15 protein-coding genes are annotated in these 15,466 nt (G+C 45.8%); 1 reads left to right on the top strand and 14 read right to left on the bottom strand.

All coding sequences use genetic code 11. The annotated features are described in order from the left end of the window. Positions 1–287: 287 nt before the first annotated feature. The 6 genes from istB to NSQ19_RS01395 form a co-directional block, all read right to left on the bottom strand. Entirely contained in the window at positions 288–1,058 is a 771-nt protein-coding gene (gene istB, locus NSQ19_RS01420; protein ID WP_035191190.1) for an IS21-like element helper ATPase IstB, read from the bottom strand. Continuing rightward, positions 1,042–2,637, bottom strand: coding sequence for an IS21 family transposase (istA, locus tag NSQ19_RS01415; RefSeq protein ID WP_412734241.1), 1,596 nt, complete (start codon positions 2,635–2,637; stop codon positions 1,042–1,044). The genes istB and istA overlap by 17 nt, the downstream gene beginning before the upstream one ends. Before the next feature lie 290 nt (positions 2,638–2,927). Beyond that, positions 2,928–3,563 carry a hypothetical protein gene (locus NSQ19_RS01410; RefSeq protein ID WP_340702221.1) on the bottom strand — a complete coding sequence of 212 codons (636 nt, stop codon included), beginning with the start codon at positions 3,561–3,563 and terminating at the stop codon, positions 2,928–2,930. Positions 3,564–4,229: 666 nt separating this feature from the next. Continuing rightward, positions 4,230–5,585: a PFL family protein gene (locus NSQ19_RS01405; RefSeq protein ID WP_013858225.1), complete on the bottom strand. Its 1,356-nt coding sequence runs from the start codon at positions 5,583–5,585 to the stop codon at positions 4,230–4,232. Positions 5,586–5,600: 15 nt separating this feature from the next. Beyond that, positions 5,601–5,870, bottom strand: coding sequence for an ACT domain-containing protein (locus tag NSQ19_RS01400; protein ID WP_061574608.1), 270 nt, complete (start codon positions 5,868–5,870; stop codon positions 5,601–5,603). 300 nt (positions 5,871–6,170) lie between these two features. Further along, complete coding sequence (locus tag NSQ19_RS01395) at positions 6,171–6,818, bottom strand: carboxymuconolactone decarboxylase family protein (RefSeq protein WP_017554217.1); 648 nt, start codon at positions 6,816–6,818, stop codon at positions 6,171–6,173. Between the two features lie 120 nt (positions 6,819–6,938). Here NSQ19_RS01395 and NSQ19_RS01390 point away from each other — a divergent pair, with 120 nt between their 5' ends. After that, positions 6,939–8,108, top strand: coding sequence for a MalY/PatB family protein (locus tag NSQ19_RS01390; protein WP_118499690.1), 1,170 nt, complete (start codon positions 6,939–6,941; stop codon positions 8,106–8,108). Between the two features lie 104 nt (positions 8,109–8,212). Here NSQ19_RS01390 and NSQ19_RS01385 read toward each other — a convergent pair whose 3' ends face one another. From NSQ19_RS01385 to mvk, 8 genes are all read right to left on the bottom strand, one after another. After that, entirely contained in the window at positions 8,213–8,776 is a 564-nt protein-coding gene (locus tag NSQ19_RS01385; protein ID WP_445798026.1) for a hypothetical protein, read from the bottom strand. After that, positions 8,767–8,943 (bottom strand): sigma 54-interacting transcriptional regulator, encoded by a 177-nt coding sequence (locus NSQ19_RS15735; RefSeq protein WP_445798025.1) that lies wholly within the window; start codon positions 8,941–8,943, stop codon positions 8,767–8,769. Before NSQ19_RS15735 ends, NSQ19_RS01385 begins: the two co-directional genes overlap by 10 nt. An 83-nt stretch (positions 8,944–9,026) precedes the next feature. Continuing rightward, on the bottom strand, positions 9,027–9,347 hold the full coding sequence (locus tag NSQ19_RS01380) for a Fis family transcriptional regulator (RefSeq protein ID WP_340702220.1): 321 nt from the start codon (positions 9,345–9,347) through the stop codon (positions 9,027–9,029). A 450-nt stretch (positions 9,348–9,797) separates the two neighbouring features. Next, positions 9,798–10,442 (bottom strand): SDR family oxidoreductase, encoded by a 645-nt coding sequence (locus tag NSQ19_RS01375; RefSeq protein ID WP_340702219.1) that lies wholly within the window; start codon positions 10,440–10,442, stop codon positions 9,798–9,800. Positions 10,443–10,562: 120 nt separating this feature from the next. Next, positions 10,563–10,796: a hypothetical protein gene (locus NSQ19_RS01370; protein WP_041818660.1), complete on the bottom strand. Its 234-nt coding sequence runs from the start codon at positions 10,794–10,796 to the stop codon at positions 10,563–10,565. Positions 10,797–11,155: 359 nt separating this feature from the next. Continuing rightward, entirely contained in the window at positions 11,156–12,256 is a 1,101-nt protein-coding gene (locus NSQ19_RS01365) for a phosphomevalonate kinase (protein WP_340702218.1), read from the bottom strand. Positions 12,257–12,614: 358 nt separating this feature from the next. Beyond that, positions 12,615–13,595, bottom strand: a complete 981-nt coding sequence (gene mvaD / locus NSQ19_RS01360) for a diphosphomevalonate decarboxylase (protein ID WP_013858215.1) — start codon at positions 13,593–13,595, stop codon at positions 12,615–12,617. Positions 13,596–13,996: 401 nt separating this feature from the next. Then, positions 13,997–14,938 carry a mevalonate kinase gene (gene mvk, locus NSQ19_RS01355; RefSeq protein WP_340702217.1) on the bottom strand — a complete coding sequence of 314 codons (942 nt, stop codon included), beginning with the start codon at positions 14,936–14,938 and terminating at the stop codon, positions 13,997–13,999. Positions 14,939–15,466: the final 528 nt, after the last annotated feature.

The raw sequence follows: 15,466 nt of genomic DNA, 5'->3' as shown, positions 1-15,466 counted from the left end.
TGGGGTCTGCGTTGCCGTTTGATATAAGAAAGGTACTATATAAAATGAACTTAAGCTTTATATCAAGCTTAAGCACCAAATTGCATGATGACTTTATGTTGCAACAGGCAGCAGAACGACAATGTTGTGTTCAATTTATATCACTTAAAAACCAAGAAAAATTCGTCGAGAATCTCTCTCAACATTTATGACATGAAAAAGAGCCTAAAAATAGGCTCTTGAATTAATTCATTTTGTTTAACTTTATTAGCTGTAGCCGTCAAGTAAAATTGAACACTTTTTGCTAATTAATTTTGAACACTTTTTTTCATAAAAATGGATGATCGATGTTTCATACGATAGCTGTCATCGTTCCTAAAATGGATGACTTCTGCTCGGTGTAATAATCTGTCCAAAATAGCTGTCGTAATACCTGGATCCCCCAATAGTTCACCCCATTCATTTGGGCCCTTATTAGAAGTTAGAATGACAGAAGCATTGTCATACAAGTCGTTAATTAAATGGAAAAACAAATTTGCCTCCCGTGAATCCATGGCCATGAACATCAAGTCATCAATGATGACCAGGTTTGAATCCCGGATGCGCTTCATTCTTGTTTGCGATTTTCGGGTAACATCTTCCGTCTTCAATGTTTGGATAAGCTGCCCCATGGAGATAAAAGAAACTTTGTAGCCCTGATGAATTGCCTCTATCCCTAATCCCGTTGCCAAATGTGTTTTTCCTACTCCAGGCGGTCCCAGAATAATTAAATTAAAAAGCTGATCAAGCCATGTGAATTCTTTTAACTGATTGATCTGTCTCCTACTTAGCGATTGTTGCTCGTCTACTTGGAATGCATCTATTGTCTTGTAAAACGGAAACGTTGCCCATTTTAATCGTTTTTCAATCAATTTCTCATCTCGGCGTTCCAACTCATAGCTAGTCAGATGTTCCAGAAAAGTGCGGTATGTCCAATCTTGTGATTCAGCTTCTTGAATCAGAGATGGCAAATGATTTGCCGTCTCTGATAATCGCAATGTTCGAAGCTGCTGCTGAAGTTGTTCAAGTGACTGTGTCATACTTTGTTGCTCCTTTCAACACATCCAAATATTGTGCTAATTCCCGGTTCTCCGGCTGTGTATCCAGAAGTGAAGGTTCTATGCCATGCAATGCCTTAATCTCCTCTTCTGCCCGTTTAAATTCCTCTTTTTGTTGCTGCTGTCGCTGAATGAATGCCAGTACGTCACTATATTCACTCGCACTGTATATCCCACGTTTGATGCATTCGCACAATGCTTCATCCCTAGTTCTTTGATCAGAAGCTTTAGACATCTTTAAAACGATTCCCAGCTGATCCCGAACATAACGTGGATATCTGTGATGAATTTCTTCCAGAAAAGCTTTAGCCCTTTCTTCATCTGTAAAATACGAAGATACAGTGGAAATATACGCAGCTATCCCTTTAGTACGATCTCGTGTGTGCTGCCTATCTTGTATAAGTTTTCCTCTCTCGAATGAAATGATATGGTTGGCAATAACTGGCCCATCTGTTTGTTCACGTATTACCAGACGATTCTCAGCTGTTATTTCAATATAGACATCTTTATCTTTTTGATAGGTTCCGAGAGGAACCGAATAGCGATTGGATTGATAGACGATCGTATTGTCCTTACGCACTGTTCTTGTTATACTAGAATTAATACTTGTAGTAGTAATTTCTTTGATAACCGGTTTGAGGTGTTGCTTTTCCAATGTAAACACTTCAACTGGCCTTTTTTTTGTTGTATTATGCACTTTTCGGTTCCCAGTCCTCTCCAGCCAGGATATGCAGCTTTCATTCCATTGATCAATATTTTGAAAGATGCGGTGTTTGGCGAAATTGCCCTTCACATAACCAACGACATTCTCAATTCGCCCTTTGCTTTCCGGGTCAGCTTTTCTGCAGAAATAGACCTTCAATTTTCTCGCTTCCCGATAAGACTGAAATTCCTTTGTCAGAATTAAATCTCCCGCATTCTCGTTTACCATGAGCAGGGCATCCTGATCATATACCAGTTCATCGGTCATCCCTCCAAAGTATTGGAAAGCGTGCTCATGCATGCGAATCATATCTTTTGTCGTAAAAGGCCTGTCCAGCCATTCAACATACTTATATCTAGAATGCGATAACACAAAGCTTATAAAATACAATTTTACACATTTACCTTGAGGCGTTTTCTGATTGGTTTTCCCGAAGTCTACCTGAGCTTGTTGCCCCATTGGCGGGTCAGGTATCGCTTGATAAACCCGTTGATGTGTCTCTTTTGGTATGGCATATTTTTCACGAAGTTCTTTGACATAACTACGTACCGTACTTTCCCCAACAATTAGTTTAGGGTAGTGCTCCATCAACCAATCATGGATCTGTGCCGAAGACACATCTGGGTTTTCACTCAGCCAAGTATGAATAATCATTTCATAAGCATCGAGCTTCTTAGTTCGAGTCTTTGTTGAGGCCTCCCACAAAGCCATTTCTTCCGGAGACTTTTCCAGATATTTATATACTGTGGTTCTTGATATACCAAGCTTTCTGGCTATTCTTCTTATCTTAAATCCTTGTTCTTTTAATTGCTTGATCTTCATGTACATTTCCCATTTGTCCACCTTTACTTCCTCCATAACAATATAAATCAAACTATATTATTATATCGTATCGAGGGAATTATTATCAGGGGAATAACGTCGATGCATTTGATAGGTGTTGCCCCTCCCCGGGGCAACACCTATCAAATGCAAAATACCTGCCCCCATATCTCAGTAAAAGTGTTCATTTTTATCTAGCAGGAATGGTCTACTTTAGTTTAGCATTCACATTAGCACTCTCACAATGAGAACGATAATAATTAACAAAGCCAAAACATTTACGATTTGCCATATATGATCCATTTTCTAACATCCTTTCGATTATATTATAATTTATACGTGAATTTAATATCGATTGACCGTGAATACATTTTACCTATTCCTGAGACAAAGATGACATAATTTAAAACACCACCACCGGCAACAGTCACACTTGAATGATCTTTGGAAATTTTATGCCAATGATACTTTTCGTCCCAATCAAGAGAAAAGGTAAAACCCGTATGGTCTGTCCATTCGTGACAACTCTTTATCTCCCGGAAAGATCCACTGCTGTAAACTCTAATATCCGCTTTTAAATTAACATTTGCAAATCCTGTATTCACTGTTTTTGTTTTTCTGACTGTAGTATAGTTTGAAGATCTTAAAGCTAGAGGTTGAGACAGGCCTAATTTGGAAACAGGTAAAGGTTCTGTATTGTTGATCGTGGTTTCAATTGTCTTTGGTGCGGCGTCTTCAGTGGCCAAGAATTTATTTAAGTCTTCTACACTGTCAAATTTGAGTACAGGTGTTCCTTCTGGGCATTCACTTATGTTGACATCTTTTAGGTTATATTCCGTACTTAAATCGTCTAGAGTTGCATTATCTGTTACAACATCATCACTAATATTTGCATCATTAACTAAAGCACTACCATCCTGCACGACAATGCCTGGATTGTCTTGAAGTGAACTACCCTCCACTTATCAACCTTACGGTTTGATTGAAGTGGGGGCTTCTCGACTTATCGTTGCTTTTACTAGTCAACGAAAACTGACCGAGCTAACCCTCTTGTTCCAAGAGTTTTGTTACGAAATTCATCTCCCACCTACTCATTGGTGCGATTCGCACCTTCACATTCCTTGAGGATGGGAGACTTCTTTCGGAAAGACGTTAAATTACTATCTGTTTCGTCAGCTTTTGCTGGTATAGCTGAAAACAGACCAACTCCTCCTATGGCTATGGCCAATACTAAACGAGCAATTTTTTCATATTATCCCTCCAATATCAATTTTTCTTACACTTTATAAATACTGCGTCGAATTGAAAAAATCCTCTTAAAAAATAAAATCGATTTATTAAAATTTGACAAATGAATCTATATGGCGGTTATTAACAACATAACATTCCATATAACCTGTTGTGTACTTAGTTTTTCTTGTCCATTGCACAATTTTGTTTCCACTCGATCTAGTGATCGCCATTTCATCCCGGTTTTAGGCCGCCGTATATGAAAAAGAAAGGGGCCACTGAAAAAGTAATTTTGTATTTTCCGTGCATACAACATATAGCTTGCAAAAAAAGCGTTGAAACACAAATAGCGGAGTGTCTCAACGCCTTTTCTATTTTGGTGGTGCTTTTTCAAGCGCTCAGTTTTTAAATGAGTGAATCGGGGCCGGGATTCTGCCGCCGCGGGCAATGAAGTCCGCTGATGACAAGGAATGGACGCCCATTACCGGCGCATGGCCGAGCAGGCCGCCGAATTCGACGCGGTCACCGACGTTTGTGCCCGGTGCTGGAATGATCCGGACCGCTGTCGTTTTATTGTTGATGACACCAATTGCAGCTTCGTCTGCGATCATCGCCGAAATCGTTTCTGCCGGTACGTCGCCCGGGATCGCGATCATATCAAGTCCGACGGAGCAGATCGCGGTCATCGCCTCCAGTTTTTCGAGATTCAAGGACCCGCGGTTGACCGCATCAATCATGCCGGCGTCTTCAGAAACCGGGATGAATGCGCCGCTTAAGCCGCCAACATGGCCGCATGCCATGACACCGCCTTTTTTCACGGCATCATTCAGCAAAGCGAGCGCCGCCGTTGTTCCGTGCGTACCCACGGATTCAAGGCCCATTTCCTCCAAAATATGGGCTACAGAGTCGCCAACAGCCGGTGTCGGGGCAAGCGACAAGTCGACAATACCGAACGGAACGCCAAGCCGTTTGGATGCTTCCATGCCGACGAGCTGGCCCATCCGCGTAATTTTAAATGCCGTTTTCTTTACCGTCTCCGCAACGACATCAAACGGTTCGCCTTTCACTTTTTCAAGGGCGCGTTTCACCACACCCGGGCCGCTGACGCCGACATTGATGACGACATCCGCTTCACCGACCCCGTGGAACGCGCCGGCCATAAACGGATTGTCCTCCACCGCATTCGCGAACACAACGAGTTTTGCACAGCCGAGCCCTTGCGTATCCGCGGTCAGCCCGGCCGTCTTTTTAATGATCACACCCATATCACGGACCGCATTCATGTTAATGCCGGAACGTGTCGAGCCGACATTGACAGAAGCGCAGACCCGTTCGGTTTCCGCCAATGCCCGCGGAATCGAATCGATCAATATTTTATCGCCTTTGTGGCAGCCTTTTTGCACCAGCGCCGAAAAGCCGCCGATAAAATGAACACCGACTTTTTTCGCAGCCGCATCAAGTGTTTTGGCAAAAGCAATGTAATCTTTTTCGTCCGTTGCCCCGGCGATGAGGGAAATCGGCGTTACCGAGATCCGTTTGTTAATGATCGGGATACCGTATTCCGATTCAATCTCTTCCCCGGTTTGGACAAGGTTTTCTGCCAATCGCGTAATTTTATCATAAATCTTCCGGCGCGCCTTTTCCCCGTCCGCGTCAATGCAATCGAGGAGCGAAATGCCCATTGTGATGGTGCGGATATCGAGTTTTTCTTCTTCAATCATCCGGATGGTTTCAAGTATTTGTTTCGTTTCCATGATTTTCCCCCGTTTTTACAAGCTGTGCATCGATTGGAAAATTTCCTCGCGCTGAATTTTGATTTGGACTTGCAGTGCCTCGCCTTTTTTTGCAAGGGCTTGTTTGATTTCATCAAAATTCACTTCAGCATTCGACAAATCCAGCATCATCATCATGGTGAAATACCCGCTCATGATCGTCTGGCTGACATCGAGAATATTAATCTTCAGTTCTGCCAGCTGTGTGCTGACACCGGCAATGATGCCAACCTGGTCTTTGCCGATTACTGTCAAAATTGCTCTCATTTTGTCCACTCCTGTTTTGTAAAAAAATTCATATCCTTACTATCACAAATTTTGCCGGTCTTGTCTATGTATACTTTTGGAATTTTTCATTAAAAAACAGGGCAGCAAGTTGAAGCTCCCCTGCTGCCCTTTTCACCGTAAAAAAACGCTCGCAGACTTTTCATCTCATACGGGACCGGCTCCGCAAGCCGTTCTTCCGCTGTGCAGTTCTCATCTGCTTTTACCGGCCATACTCCCGTTTAAATGGAGGCGCCGCCTGCAAAAACCCTGCGTTCAAAAGCTTTTCTTCCGACGCCCGGGTCAGCTTTCGTAGCTGTCAATCATATTGGCGATATGCGTATAGGCACCCCCTGCTGCGAGCGCGCCTGCAACAAGGATGGCTTCCGCAAGCTGTTCTTCCGTTGCGCCCGCTTTTTGCGCCTGTTTGGAATGATAGTCAATGCAATACGGGCACTCGGTAATATGGGCGACCGCAACAGCAGCCAGTTCTTTGACAAGTGCGGGCAGTTTGCCGGCTTTCATGGCAGCAGCACCGAACGCATTGTAGGCCGCAAAGCCGTCTTTGGCAAGATGGTTCATGTTGGATAGTTTTTTCATATTGGATTTTTTGTAAATCGTATCACCGGCATCTTCAATCAGGGCAAGCTGCATATGGACACTGTGGGCCACTGCGCCACCTGCTTCCAGCGCTGCTGCCACAAATGCCGCTTCTATAAGTTCTTCGAGACTGGCACCGGCCGCTTTTGCTTTTTTCGTATGAATGTCAAGGCAATACGGGCATTTTGTCGCATGGGCCACGGCGACCGCAATGATTTCTTTGTCCCGGGCGGAAACGGCGCCGTCTTTAAACACTTCGGCATTGAGACGGTCAAAAGCAGCCGCCTGTTCCGGCGCAAGGTCTTTTAATTTCGATAGATGTTTGAGCTTATCTTTTTCATAATACGACATAAAGGACACTCCTTTTCCCAATTGGAATACTTGTTTTTCATTATAGCCCTTCCATCCGAAAATGAATATTCATCTGCTTTTGTGTGGTAAAATGGGAAGAAGATGAATATCAGGATGGTGATGGTTTTGTTTGATTTTGATACAGTCATTGAGAGGAAAAATACCGCTTCTGTTAAATGGGAACAGGTCAAACAGGTCTTCGGGGAGGAAGATGTGCTCCCGATGTGGGTGGCCGATATGGATTTCAACCCGCCGCATGAAGTGGCGGAAGCGATTAAAAAGCGGGTTGAACACGAAATCCTCGGATATGCGTTTGTGCCGGATTCCACTGCAGAAGCGATTCAGGCATGGCTGAAAAAGCGCCATAACTGGGACATCCCCCCGGCGTGGATCGCATACTGCACTGGCATTGTGCCGGCGATCAGCACAGCCATTCAGGCATTTACCGAACCGGGCGATAAAGTGCTGCTGATGTCCCCGGTCTACCATCCGTTTTTCCATATGGTTGAAAAAAACGGCCGTGTTGTCGCAAACGCGCAGCTGAAGCTTACGGAAAACCGGTTTGAAATCGACTGGGAGCAGGTTGAAGCGCGGCTGAAAGAAGGGGCAAAGCTGTTTTTAGGCTGCAATCCGCATAATCCGGGCGGGCGCGTCTGGACGAAAGACGAGCTTGTAAAAATGGCGGATCTTTGCGCGCAGTATGGCTGTTTGTTTTTGTCCGATGAAATCCACTCCGACCTTGTGTACCCGCCGCATGTCCATGTGCCGGTTGCATCACTCGGAGACAAGTACCGCGATATGACAATCACCTGCATCGCGCCGACAAAAACGTTTAATCTGGCCGGGATCAAAGCTTCTGCCGTCATCATTCCAAACCCGGAACTGCGCAAAAAGTTCAAAGATGTGCAGGCGGTAAACGGGACATCCGCGTTGAATACATTTGGCATTGTCGGCATGGAAGCGGCATACCGGCACGGCGGTGAATGGCTGGATGCGCTCCTCGTTTACTTGAAGGAAAATATTGATACAGCGGCACGGTTCATCGCGGAACGCCTGCCGGAAATCCGGGTGATGGAAACGGAAGGCACGTATTTAATGTGGCTCGACTGCCGTGCATACGGCCTGGAAGAAGAGGCATTGAAGGACCGTTTATGGAAAAAGGCAAAGCTCGGCGTCGAAATCGGCAGCAAATTCGGCCCTGGTGGAGAAGGCTTCATCCGCATGAACATCGCCTGCCCGCGTAAAATTTTGATGGAAGGCTTAAACAGGCTGGAAAAGGCCTTTGCCTAAGGAAAGAAGCCGGCCCAAAAAACTTTGGGCCGGCCCGGGTTTTGGGCGCTTACAATGCGGGATGAAGGAGTTTTATTTGGAAGGGTCAGTATTTTCTGCTAGCCCTAAATATTGTTGCCGTTAAACCGGATGTTATTGCTTTTTTCAAGGTACTGGATCGTTTCTTGCACGTTTGCTGTTATCAATTGAAGCAGGATATCAGCCTTTTCTTTTGATGTATTAAAAATCAAACTGTCAAATAAAATTGTAACTTCATTCATGATCGTTTGTTCAATTTCTTTTCCGGAAAAACTTTTCTCCTTCCCTTCACGATAGATTTGTATCATTTTTTCATAAGTCCCTTTAATACGCTGCATGTGAGAAATGCTGGTTTTATACAGTTGTTCCAATGTTGAATCCGGTTGAATCATGACTTCATTCGCCTTTTTGATTTTTGTGTCAATAAAAGGGATGGCATTCTCAATGACATTTTCCGGCAAGTCCTGCAGTGTGATATAAACCTCATCTTTCGTTCGATTTTTCACTAAAGAGGAAGCGACAATATATTTGATCGTATTTTTCAAGTCTCCCATGTTTCCTGTATAATGATGTTTTGCCAGGGCATCGAGGGCACGGTCCGTCATTTTTATTGGACGATTCAACGTGCGTGCTTCATTTATTAAAAACATGTAAATATATAGCCAAATAAGTTGCTGGATAAAAGTTCGGGGTTATTGGCATATTGCGCACAGTTAAAACTGATAAAGGGGGCATGCGGGGGCAACACCTCATTTTCCACACAGCATTTGTAGATTAATTCCGCAGTGTAACTTTTGCCTCCCCGGTCGGCCCGCAAAGCATAATCGGCAAGCCGACCGGATAAAAAATGGACGTTTTAATTTGTGTGATGGCTTTTTTTAAACTCCCTTCCGCACCGATTCATTCATCAAATACATCATGCTTGTCATTTTTTGGCGGTTCATACTCCTTTAATTCCTGAAAACTATCCAGGATGCTTGCCGGAATGTTAAAAAATTTTTTCTCAAAAACGGACCGGCTTAAAAAATATACAGGCCTTGTATTGATTTTTATGACCAGGTTTTCCTTAACCAATTGATTCAGGTATGTGCTGACCGTATTGCGTTTGACATGGAATACTTTCTGCATGCCGTTCGCAGTTAACTGTTCTGAGGGATGTTCCCAATCAAATTTTTCAGTTTCTTTACTTAAGTAAACCAAGATGTCATTTTTTAAAGACATTCCATGTTCACTCCCTTCGTATTCATTTCAAAAATTTTATCCTCATCATCACTCGTATTATAGCAGAAGATGCGGAAACTTTTCGGCAAAATCCGATGAAAATATTTTTCATATTGGAATAATCAAAAAAGTATGCAGAGCATTTGCCAAAATTCTTGGTTTTTCACCATTATTCCAGAAAAAATTTTCTTTCAGACTATGAAGAGTTTGGTTATGGCAAACGGAGAAATATAGAACAGTCAAATGGAGAAAATGCATCGGATGGTTGGGGTATGAAAAACAGCCGGCATAAGTTTTCAAGCGAAAAAAAGGAAAAAAGCAAAACACAAATGAAGCAGGGCTTGCTGAATGCATTCATCCAGCAAGCCGGGACATATATTCAACCCCCTTCTTAATGAAGCAGGGGGTAAGGCGTTTTCAACAATCGCTACTTTTTTGATTTGCACATTTCTATAAGCGTTTCAGCTCTTCCTCAATCGGTGTATTCCCCGAAACGAGGTCAAATGCTTTCCGGTATGTTTTCGGTTCGTCGAGGCTTGCAAGAATGGTGCGCGCGACGTCTTCACGCGGAATGGTACCGCGTTTTAAGTTTTCTGATGCTTCGATTTTTCCGGTGCCGGGATCGTTCAGCAAACCGCCGGGACGGATGATCGTGTAGTTCAGCTTGGTCGACTGGAGCACGCGGTCTGCATAATGCTTGGCAACATAATACGGCTTGATGGCCTCGCTCCAGTTTTCGCGGTGGTGGGCCTGGAGCGCACTCACGATAACAAAACGGCTGATGCCTGCTTTTTCTGCCGCCTCCATCGTTTTCACCGCACCGTCCAAATCGACAAGTAACGTTTTGTCCGCGCCTGTGTGCCCGCCGGAACCAGCGGTAAACACAATGCAATCGCATCCCTTCGCCGCTTCCGCCAGCTCATCGACAGTACCTTCCAAATCGGATAGGACCGCGTCCACACCTTTTTGCCTGAAAAATTGGGCCTGTTCTTCTTTCCGCACCATGGCGCGCGGGATATGGCGGTCACTTTTTTGTAAAAGGTCCACAAGGATTTTACCGATCTTGCCGTTTGCACCAGCAACAAGTACTTTCATTCAGTCCATCTCCTTTCGTTTTTTTCTATTATTTCAAAAGGAGTATGGAGAAGCAAATGATTGAGAATGTATGTACTTGGGGTGGAACATCCGTTGTTCCACAGCAATCACGTAGGAGGCTCAATATATTGTAGGTATAAATACAATAACTGTAATGATTAATATTACAGGTATCAAATAGACCAGAATTTTTAATATTTTATTGCTGAGTAAGTCAGCTAATTGAATACATGTTATGCCTATAGAGATTGTTATTAATATTAGTCCTATAGAAGAGAGATCTGTAAAAAAAGCAAGGATTACACCTAATAAAAATAAAATTGTTGCTGTGAAACTCAAAATTTTCTTGTTCATTAAGAACCTCCTGTAATATTTAAGGTGTGATATAGATTTCTATAATAGAAAAAATTATTGTCTTTTACCATAATTACAAATTCTTCACTGAATTTCTTTTCTGAAGATAATATCCTGATCACGCGAAAACCGGAGCGAGACCACCAAGCCTTATTATCCCTACAAGCATTTTTCCGATCTTGCCGTTTGCGCCAGCAATAAGAACTTTCATCTAATCCATCTCCTTTCGTTTTTTTCTATTATTTCAAAAGGAGTATGAAAAAGCAAATGATTGGGAAAAGTGGGATGATACTTACTCGGCGGTGGAACTTCCGTTAATTCCACAAAAAAGCAAAAAATCCGCATTTTTTTGCGGATTTTCACTCCATAATGGACACACCTTTTTTAGAAATATGAAGCGCAAGCGGGGTAATGCCTGCCGCTTCCCATGCTGCTTTCAAGGCGGCAGCTTTCTCTTCCCCCGCTGCAAATGCAATGCCGCAGTCTCCGCCGCCCGAGCCCGATGATTTTCCGGCACCGAAACGGCCGGCAATGTCTGCAAGTTGCTTCAATGGCGCCGTTTCAATGGCGGTGTGGGCTGCTGCTTCAAGCTTCTGCAAAGCACGCCGGTTTTGCCGGATACTTTCAAATACGCCGGCCGCATCCTGCTGCATGAAACTTTCCGCCAGTTTATCCACTGCGGCGGTACTTTCTTGCAAAAATGCCGTGTATGTTTCGGTTGCCGCCTCCCGCAATTTGCCGATACGCTCCACCATCGGCCCGGTTGCCACCGCTTTCCCGGTCCAGCCTGTGCAAAAAATGAGGCCCGGGGGAAGTTCCAAATTGGAAATGGCCAAATGCGGCCATGTTTCTGCCAGCAATTCCGAAATCGTGCAGCCCGCTTCCAACCGGGAAAAAATCCAATCCGGCCTGAATGCGGCATATTTCAGCATGCCGCCGTACACGGAAGCAGCAAGATCCGCGCCGGACCCGTTGCCCTGTGTTTTCAGATGGGCCACGGCGGCCAGTTTAAAAATCGCTTCCTTCGTATCCGGCATCCCTTGATGGGCATGCAAAAGGGCGGCAAGGACGGCAGAAAGAATCGCTGCACTGGAACCGAGCCCGTATTTTTGCCCTGTTGCGGGATCATCCAATTCACTCGTTACCGTGATGTGAAGCGGGCGGAGCGGTATCGATTTTTCCGTAAGCAGCCGGTAAAAAACGGCGAGTGCATTTTGGATAAACCGGAGTTTCGAGTCATCGTGGTCAAAGCGGACTTCCCCGTTCTCCACACGCCACGCTGCATGCGAAATGCCAATCTGCGGCAAAGAAAAAAGATTCTCCGTGCTTTCTTTTACCTCTATTGTGATGTACCGGTCTACCGCGGCAACCACAGCAGGGCAACCGGGTTCAATGACCGCATATTCGCCGGCAATCATCAATTTGCCCGGCGCCTTTACTTGAAATTGCATCCCGTTCATCTCTTTCAATCCTTTTTAGGTCGGTTTACCCGTCAAATTTGCAAACATCGCGTCCAATGCCCGCCTGCTGCACCCGCTTTTGCGGACACATCCTCTGTCTAACTGGCGAACGGCAATCCGGGCGTTTCCCGCGTCAAAAGCAACCCCCAAGGTGTTTCCAAAAGCCGTGTGAAAAGGGTTCCATTCGCACAGCCGCAACCCGGTTACGGGCATGGCGCCGCCAAATAGCGCGAAACAGGCCGAAATGGTTTTTCAGCCGCAGCTGCAGAAGGAAAGCGGCATTTTATAATCACGAAAGAAAGCCCTAACATGGATGTTTTGGAGCTTCCCTGCCGGCGTTCCAAAGTCCCGGAAAAAATTAAAACGGGCCGTATTGAATGCCCGGACCCGGATGGCAAACCAGCACTTCGCGGACGGACGGGACGGCTGCAAGCGCATTGTACACCGTCTCTTCATCTTTTCGTTCACACAGCACTTTTACATTCGGCCCGGCGTCAATTGTAAAATAAGCTTCAATCCCGCGTTCGCGCAAAAGCGCCACTTCCTGCATAACATCGAGCGTCGCACTTTGCCAGTATAAAAAGGGCGGGTCGGCGCTGATCGTTGTCGCATGCATTTTTAACGCATTGGCTTCAAGCACGCGCCCCAAAAGCGAAAAATCGCGCGCTGCAATCGCGGATTTTGCGGCGGCCAAATCTTTTTCCACGGTTTCCATCCAGGCTTTATAAAACGGCGACGTGGTGACCGTCCGTTTCATCCCTTCCCTGCTCGAAATTTTTTTCTGCTTTGATTCCACCAGGCAAGATAAAATGCTGAGATTCCAATCGTCTTCGCCAAGAATCGGAACCGCGTACGAATCGGAACCATCCGCTTTTTCACCTTTTTGCCACTCAACAAAACCGCCGTAGATGCTGCGGCAAGCGGACCCGGAACCTTGGCGCGCCAAGATTGACAGCGTGCGCCCGTCCACCTCAAGGCCGAGCGCTTTAACGGCCGCAGCCGCAAGCGCCGCCATGCCGGATGCGGAAGAGGCAAGCCCGGCAGCGATCGGCACTTCGTTTTGCGATTCTATATATGCATATCTTTTTTCTCCCGCAAATGCCCTGATCTTATCCATAAAGCGGGAAATTTTCGCTGTTTCCGCATCAATGGCCGGTTTTCCGTTCAAAAAAAACACATCCGCTTTTAAAGCGGGATCATAAGCCACCTTTGTTGTCGTATAAAACCTGTCCAGCGTAATGGACAGACTGCTGTTCATCGGGAGAAAAAGCTTTTCGTCCCGTTTCCCCCAGTACTTGATCAGGGCAATATTCGTATGGGCCCTCGCTGTTGCCTCCATCTTTCATCGTTCCTTCCAGTCAAAATGCCTTCCTGAGAGAGCTGCTTTGAAAAGGGCACCGTTCTGCCAATTCTATTCCCGCTGCCGGACAAAAAAGCGCTTTGGCCAACTGCCTCCAAAGGAAAATGCCTCAAACATTTTATGGCAAGAGGCAACTGCCCGCGATTCCCCATTCTCAGCAGCCTTCGCACCGCTGCCGGATAAAAGGGGCCCCTTTGCCAGCCGCTTTAACGGAAAATGCCTTCTCATGATCCGCCCGGCTTCAAAGGGCCACCTTCTTCCTTCCCATCACTGCCGGACAAAAAGAGCTGCCCGCTACAAGCAAAAACAGGCAGCCTCTTTCCATGAAGCATCTCCTGTTTACGGGGCTGTGCTATCATGTTTCTATTGCGAGATCACGGTCATCCTTCCAGCGAAAATTGCCATACTTGCGCGGCGCCTGCTGTTTGCAGGGCTTGGGCCACTGCTGAAGCTTTTTTCCTGCTTTCGGCGAGCGAAATAATGCAGCCGCCCCGGCCTGCGCCGGTCAGCTTGGCACCGAGTGCGCCGGCTGACCGTGCTGCAGCGCACAATGTGTTAAGCCCTTCGTCGCTGACACCCAAAACGGAAAGCTGTGCATGTGCTTCATTAAATAAACGGCCGAGATGCAATCCGTCTTTTTCAATCAATGCCCTTCCCGCTTCGTGCACGATTTCGCCTAAACGGCTGATGGCGGACTCCACCGTTTTCGGGTCAGAACCGCTTTTTTCACGGATGCTCCCGACCGCCATTGCCGTATTATGCACGCGCCCGGAATCGGCGACCACCAGATAAAACGGAAGCGAAAACGGAAGCGGCCGGGCCGCCTTCCCTTTTTCAAACCAGATCGGGTCATTGCTGATGACTGCCATCATATCGATGCCGCTCGGATTCCCGTGGGCAAAATTCTCAGCAATTTGGACAAACCGTTCAAGTTCCATTTTCGTTAATTGTTTTTCAAAAAAAGCATATAGCCCGCGGACAATGGCAACGGCAACAGCGGCACTCGAGCCAAGCCCGCGCCCGATCGGAATGGTCGATTCCAGTTTAATTGCCAAATTTTCGGCCGGCTTTTTTAACGTACGGAGGATTTCTTTGACACATGCCCTGATTCCGTGAAGCCTTTCCGGCGCTTTATCCAGCGCCCCTTTGTAAAACCGGCAGTCAATGGAGAGCGGGCCTTGTTTCCGGATGACTGCCGTTTCAATTTTCACATGATCAAATGGAAGCGCGATCGCCGGTTGCCCGTAAACGACAGCATGTTCCCCCGCTAAAATTAATTTTCCGTGTGCCGTCCCGGTTGCTGTATTGCCGGGAATTTTCATCATGTTTACCCCTCGCTTTCCCTTGCCAGACCGATGCGCGGTTTTCGGGAAAATTTTTTTCAAAAAAGCCCTTCATTGTGCCGCTCCTTAAAAGGTGCCATACAGCAAAAAAGTCATCTATGTTATCCAGCGGTGAAGGAGTTGCTGGCAAACCTGTTTATCCTATTCAATCCAGTATCGCCACTTTTCGACAATACCCATTTTATCGCAACAGGACGCGTGATGACAATGGTTTGGGCCTTGAGCATATATATGAAAATATGGGCCGGATTCCCGAAAGTTCCAAAAGAAAACCGGCCGTTGGAAATCCAGCTGTAATCCGGTACTTATAAAACCGGTTCGTGCGAAATTCACTTAAGGGCTGTGTCCGTGCATCCGCCTTTTGCGACGGATGTGGAAAGATTGCTGTTCCCATTCCCGTTTCTACAGGTGATGAAACGAGAGAATCCATTTTTTAAATCGGTGCCAAAAAATAACCGCTCATGGTTGTGAGGCTATCCACAAACAGAGCGATCACAGGATTTATTT

The organism is Weizmannia sp. FSL W8-1119 (assembly GCF_038008605.1).
GTDB lineage: Bacteria > Bacillota > Bacilli > Bacillales > Bacillaceae_C > Weizmannia > Weizmannia coagulans.
The sequence above is the reverse complement of the archived record's forward strand: the minus strand, read 5'-3'. Positions and strand labels throughout refer to the sequence as shown.

What these genes read in the sequence shown, in the direction of transcription:
- NSQ19_RS01365 (WP_340702218.1), bottom strand. Translation starts at nt 12,256, where the DNA reads ATGAACGGGATGCAATTTCAAGTAAAGGCGCCGGGCAAATTGATGATT.
- NSQ19_RS01405 (WP_013858225.1), bottom strand. Translation starts at nt 5,585, where the DNA reads ATGGAAACGAAACAAATACTTGAAACCATCCGGATGATTGAAGAAGAA.
- NSQ19_RS01385 (WP_445798026.1), bottom strand. Translation starts at nt 8,776, where the DNA reads ATGTTTTTAATAAATGAAGCACGCACGTTGAATCGTCCAATAAAAATG.
- mvaD (WP_013858215.1), bottom strand. Translation starts at nt 13,595, where the DNA reads ATGGAGGCAACAGCGAGGGCCCATACGAATATTGCCCTGATCAAGTAC.
- NSQ19_RS01375 (WP_340702219.1), bottom strand. Translation starts at nt 10,442, where the DNA reads ATGAAAGTACTTGTTGCTGGTGCAAACGGCAAGATCGGTAAAATCCTT.
- NSQ19_RS01395 (WP_017554217.1), bottom strand. Translation starts at nt 6,818, where the DNA reads ATGTCGTATTATGAAAAAGATAAGCTCAAACATCTATCGAAATTAAAA.
- NSQ19_RS01400 (WP_061574608.1), bottom strand. Translation starts at nt 5,870, where the DNA reads ATGAGAGCAATTTTGACAGTAATCGGCAAAGACCAGGTTGGCATCATT.
- NSQ19_RS01390 (WP_118499690.1), top strand. Translation starts at nt 6,939, where the DNA reads ATGGTTTTGTTTGATTTTGATACAGTCATTGAGAGGAAAAATACCGCT.
- NSQ19_RS01370 (WP_041818660.1), bottom strand. Translation starts at nt 10,796, where the DNA reads ATGAACAAGAAAATTTTGAGTTTCACAGCAACAATTTTATTTTTATTA.
- mvk (WP_340702217.1), bottom strand. Translation starts at nt 14,938, where the DNA reads ATGAAAATTCCCGGCAATACAGCAACCGGGACGGCACACGGAAAATTA.
- istB (WP_035191190.1), bottom strand. Translation starts at nt 1,058, where the DNA reads ATGACACAGTCACTTGAACAACTTCAGCAGCAGCTTCGAACATTGCGA.
- NSQ19_RS01380 (WP_340702220.1), bottom strand. Translation starts at nt 9,347, where the DNA reads ATGTCTTTAAAAAATGACATCTTGGTTTACTTAAGTAAAGAAACTGAA.
- istA (WP_412734241.1), bottom strand. Translation starts at nt 2,637, where the DNA reads ATGGAGGAAGTAAAGGTGGACAAATGGGAAATGTACATGAAGATCAAG.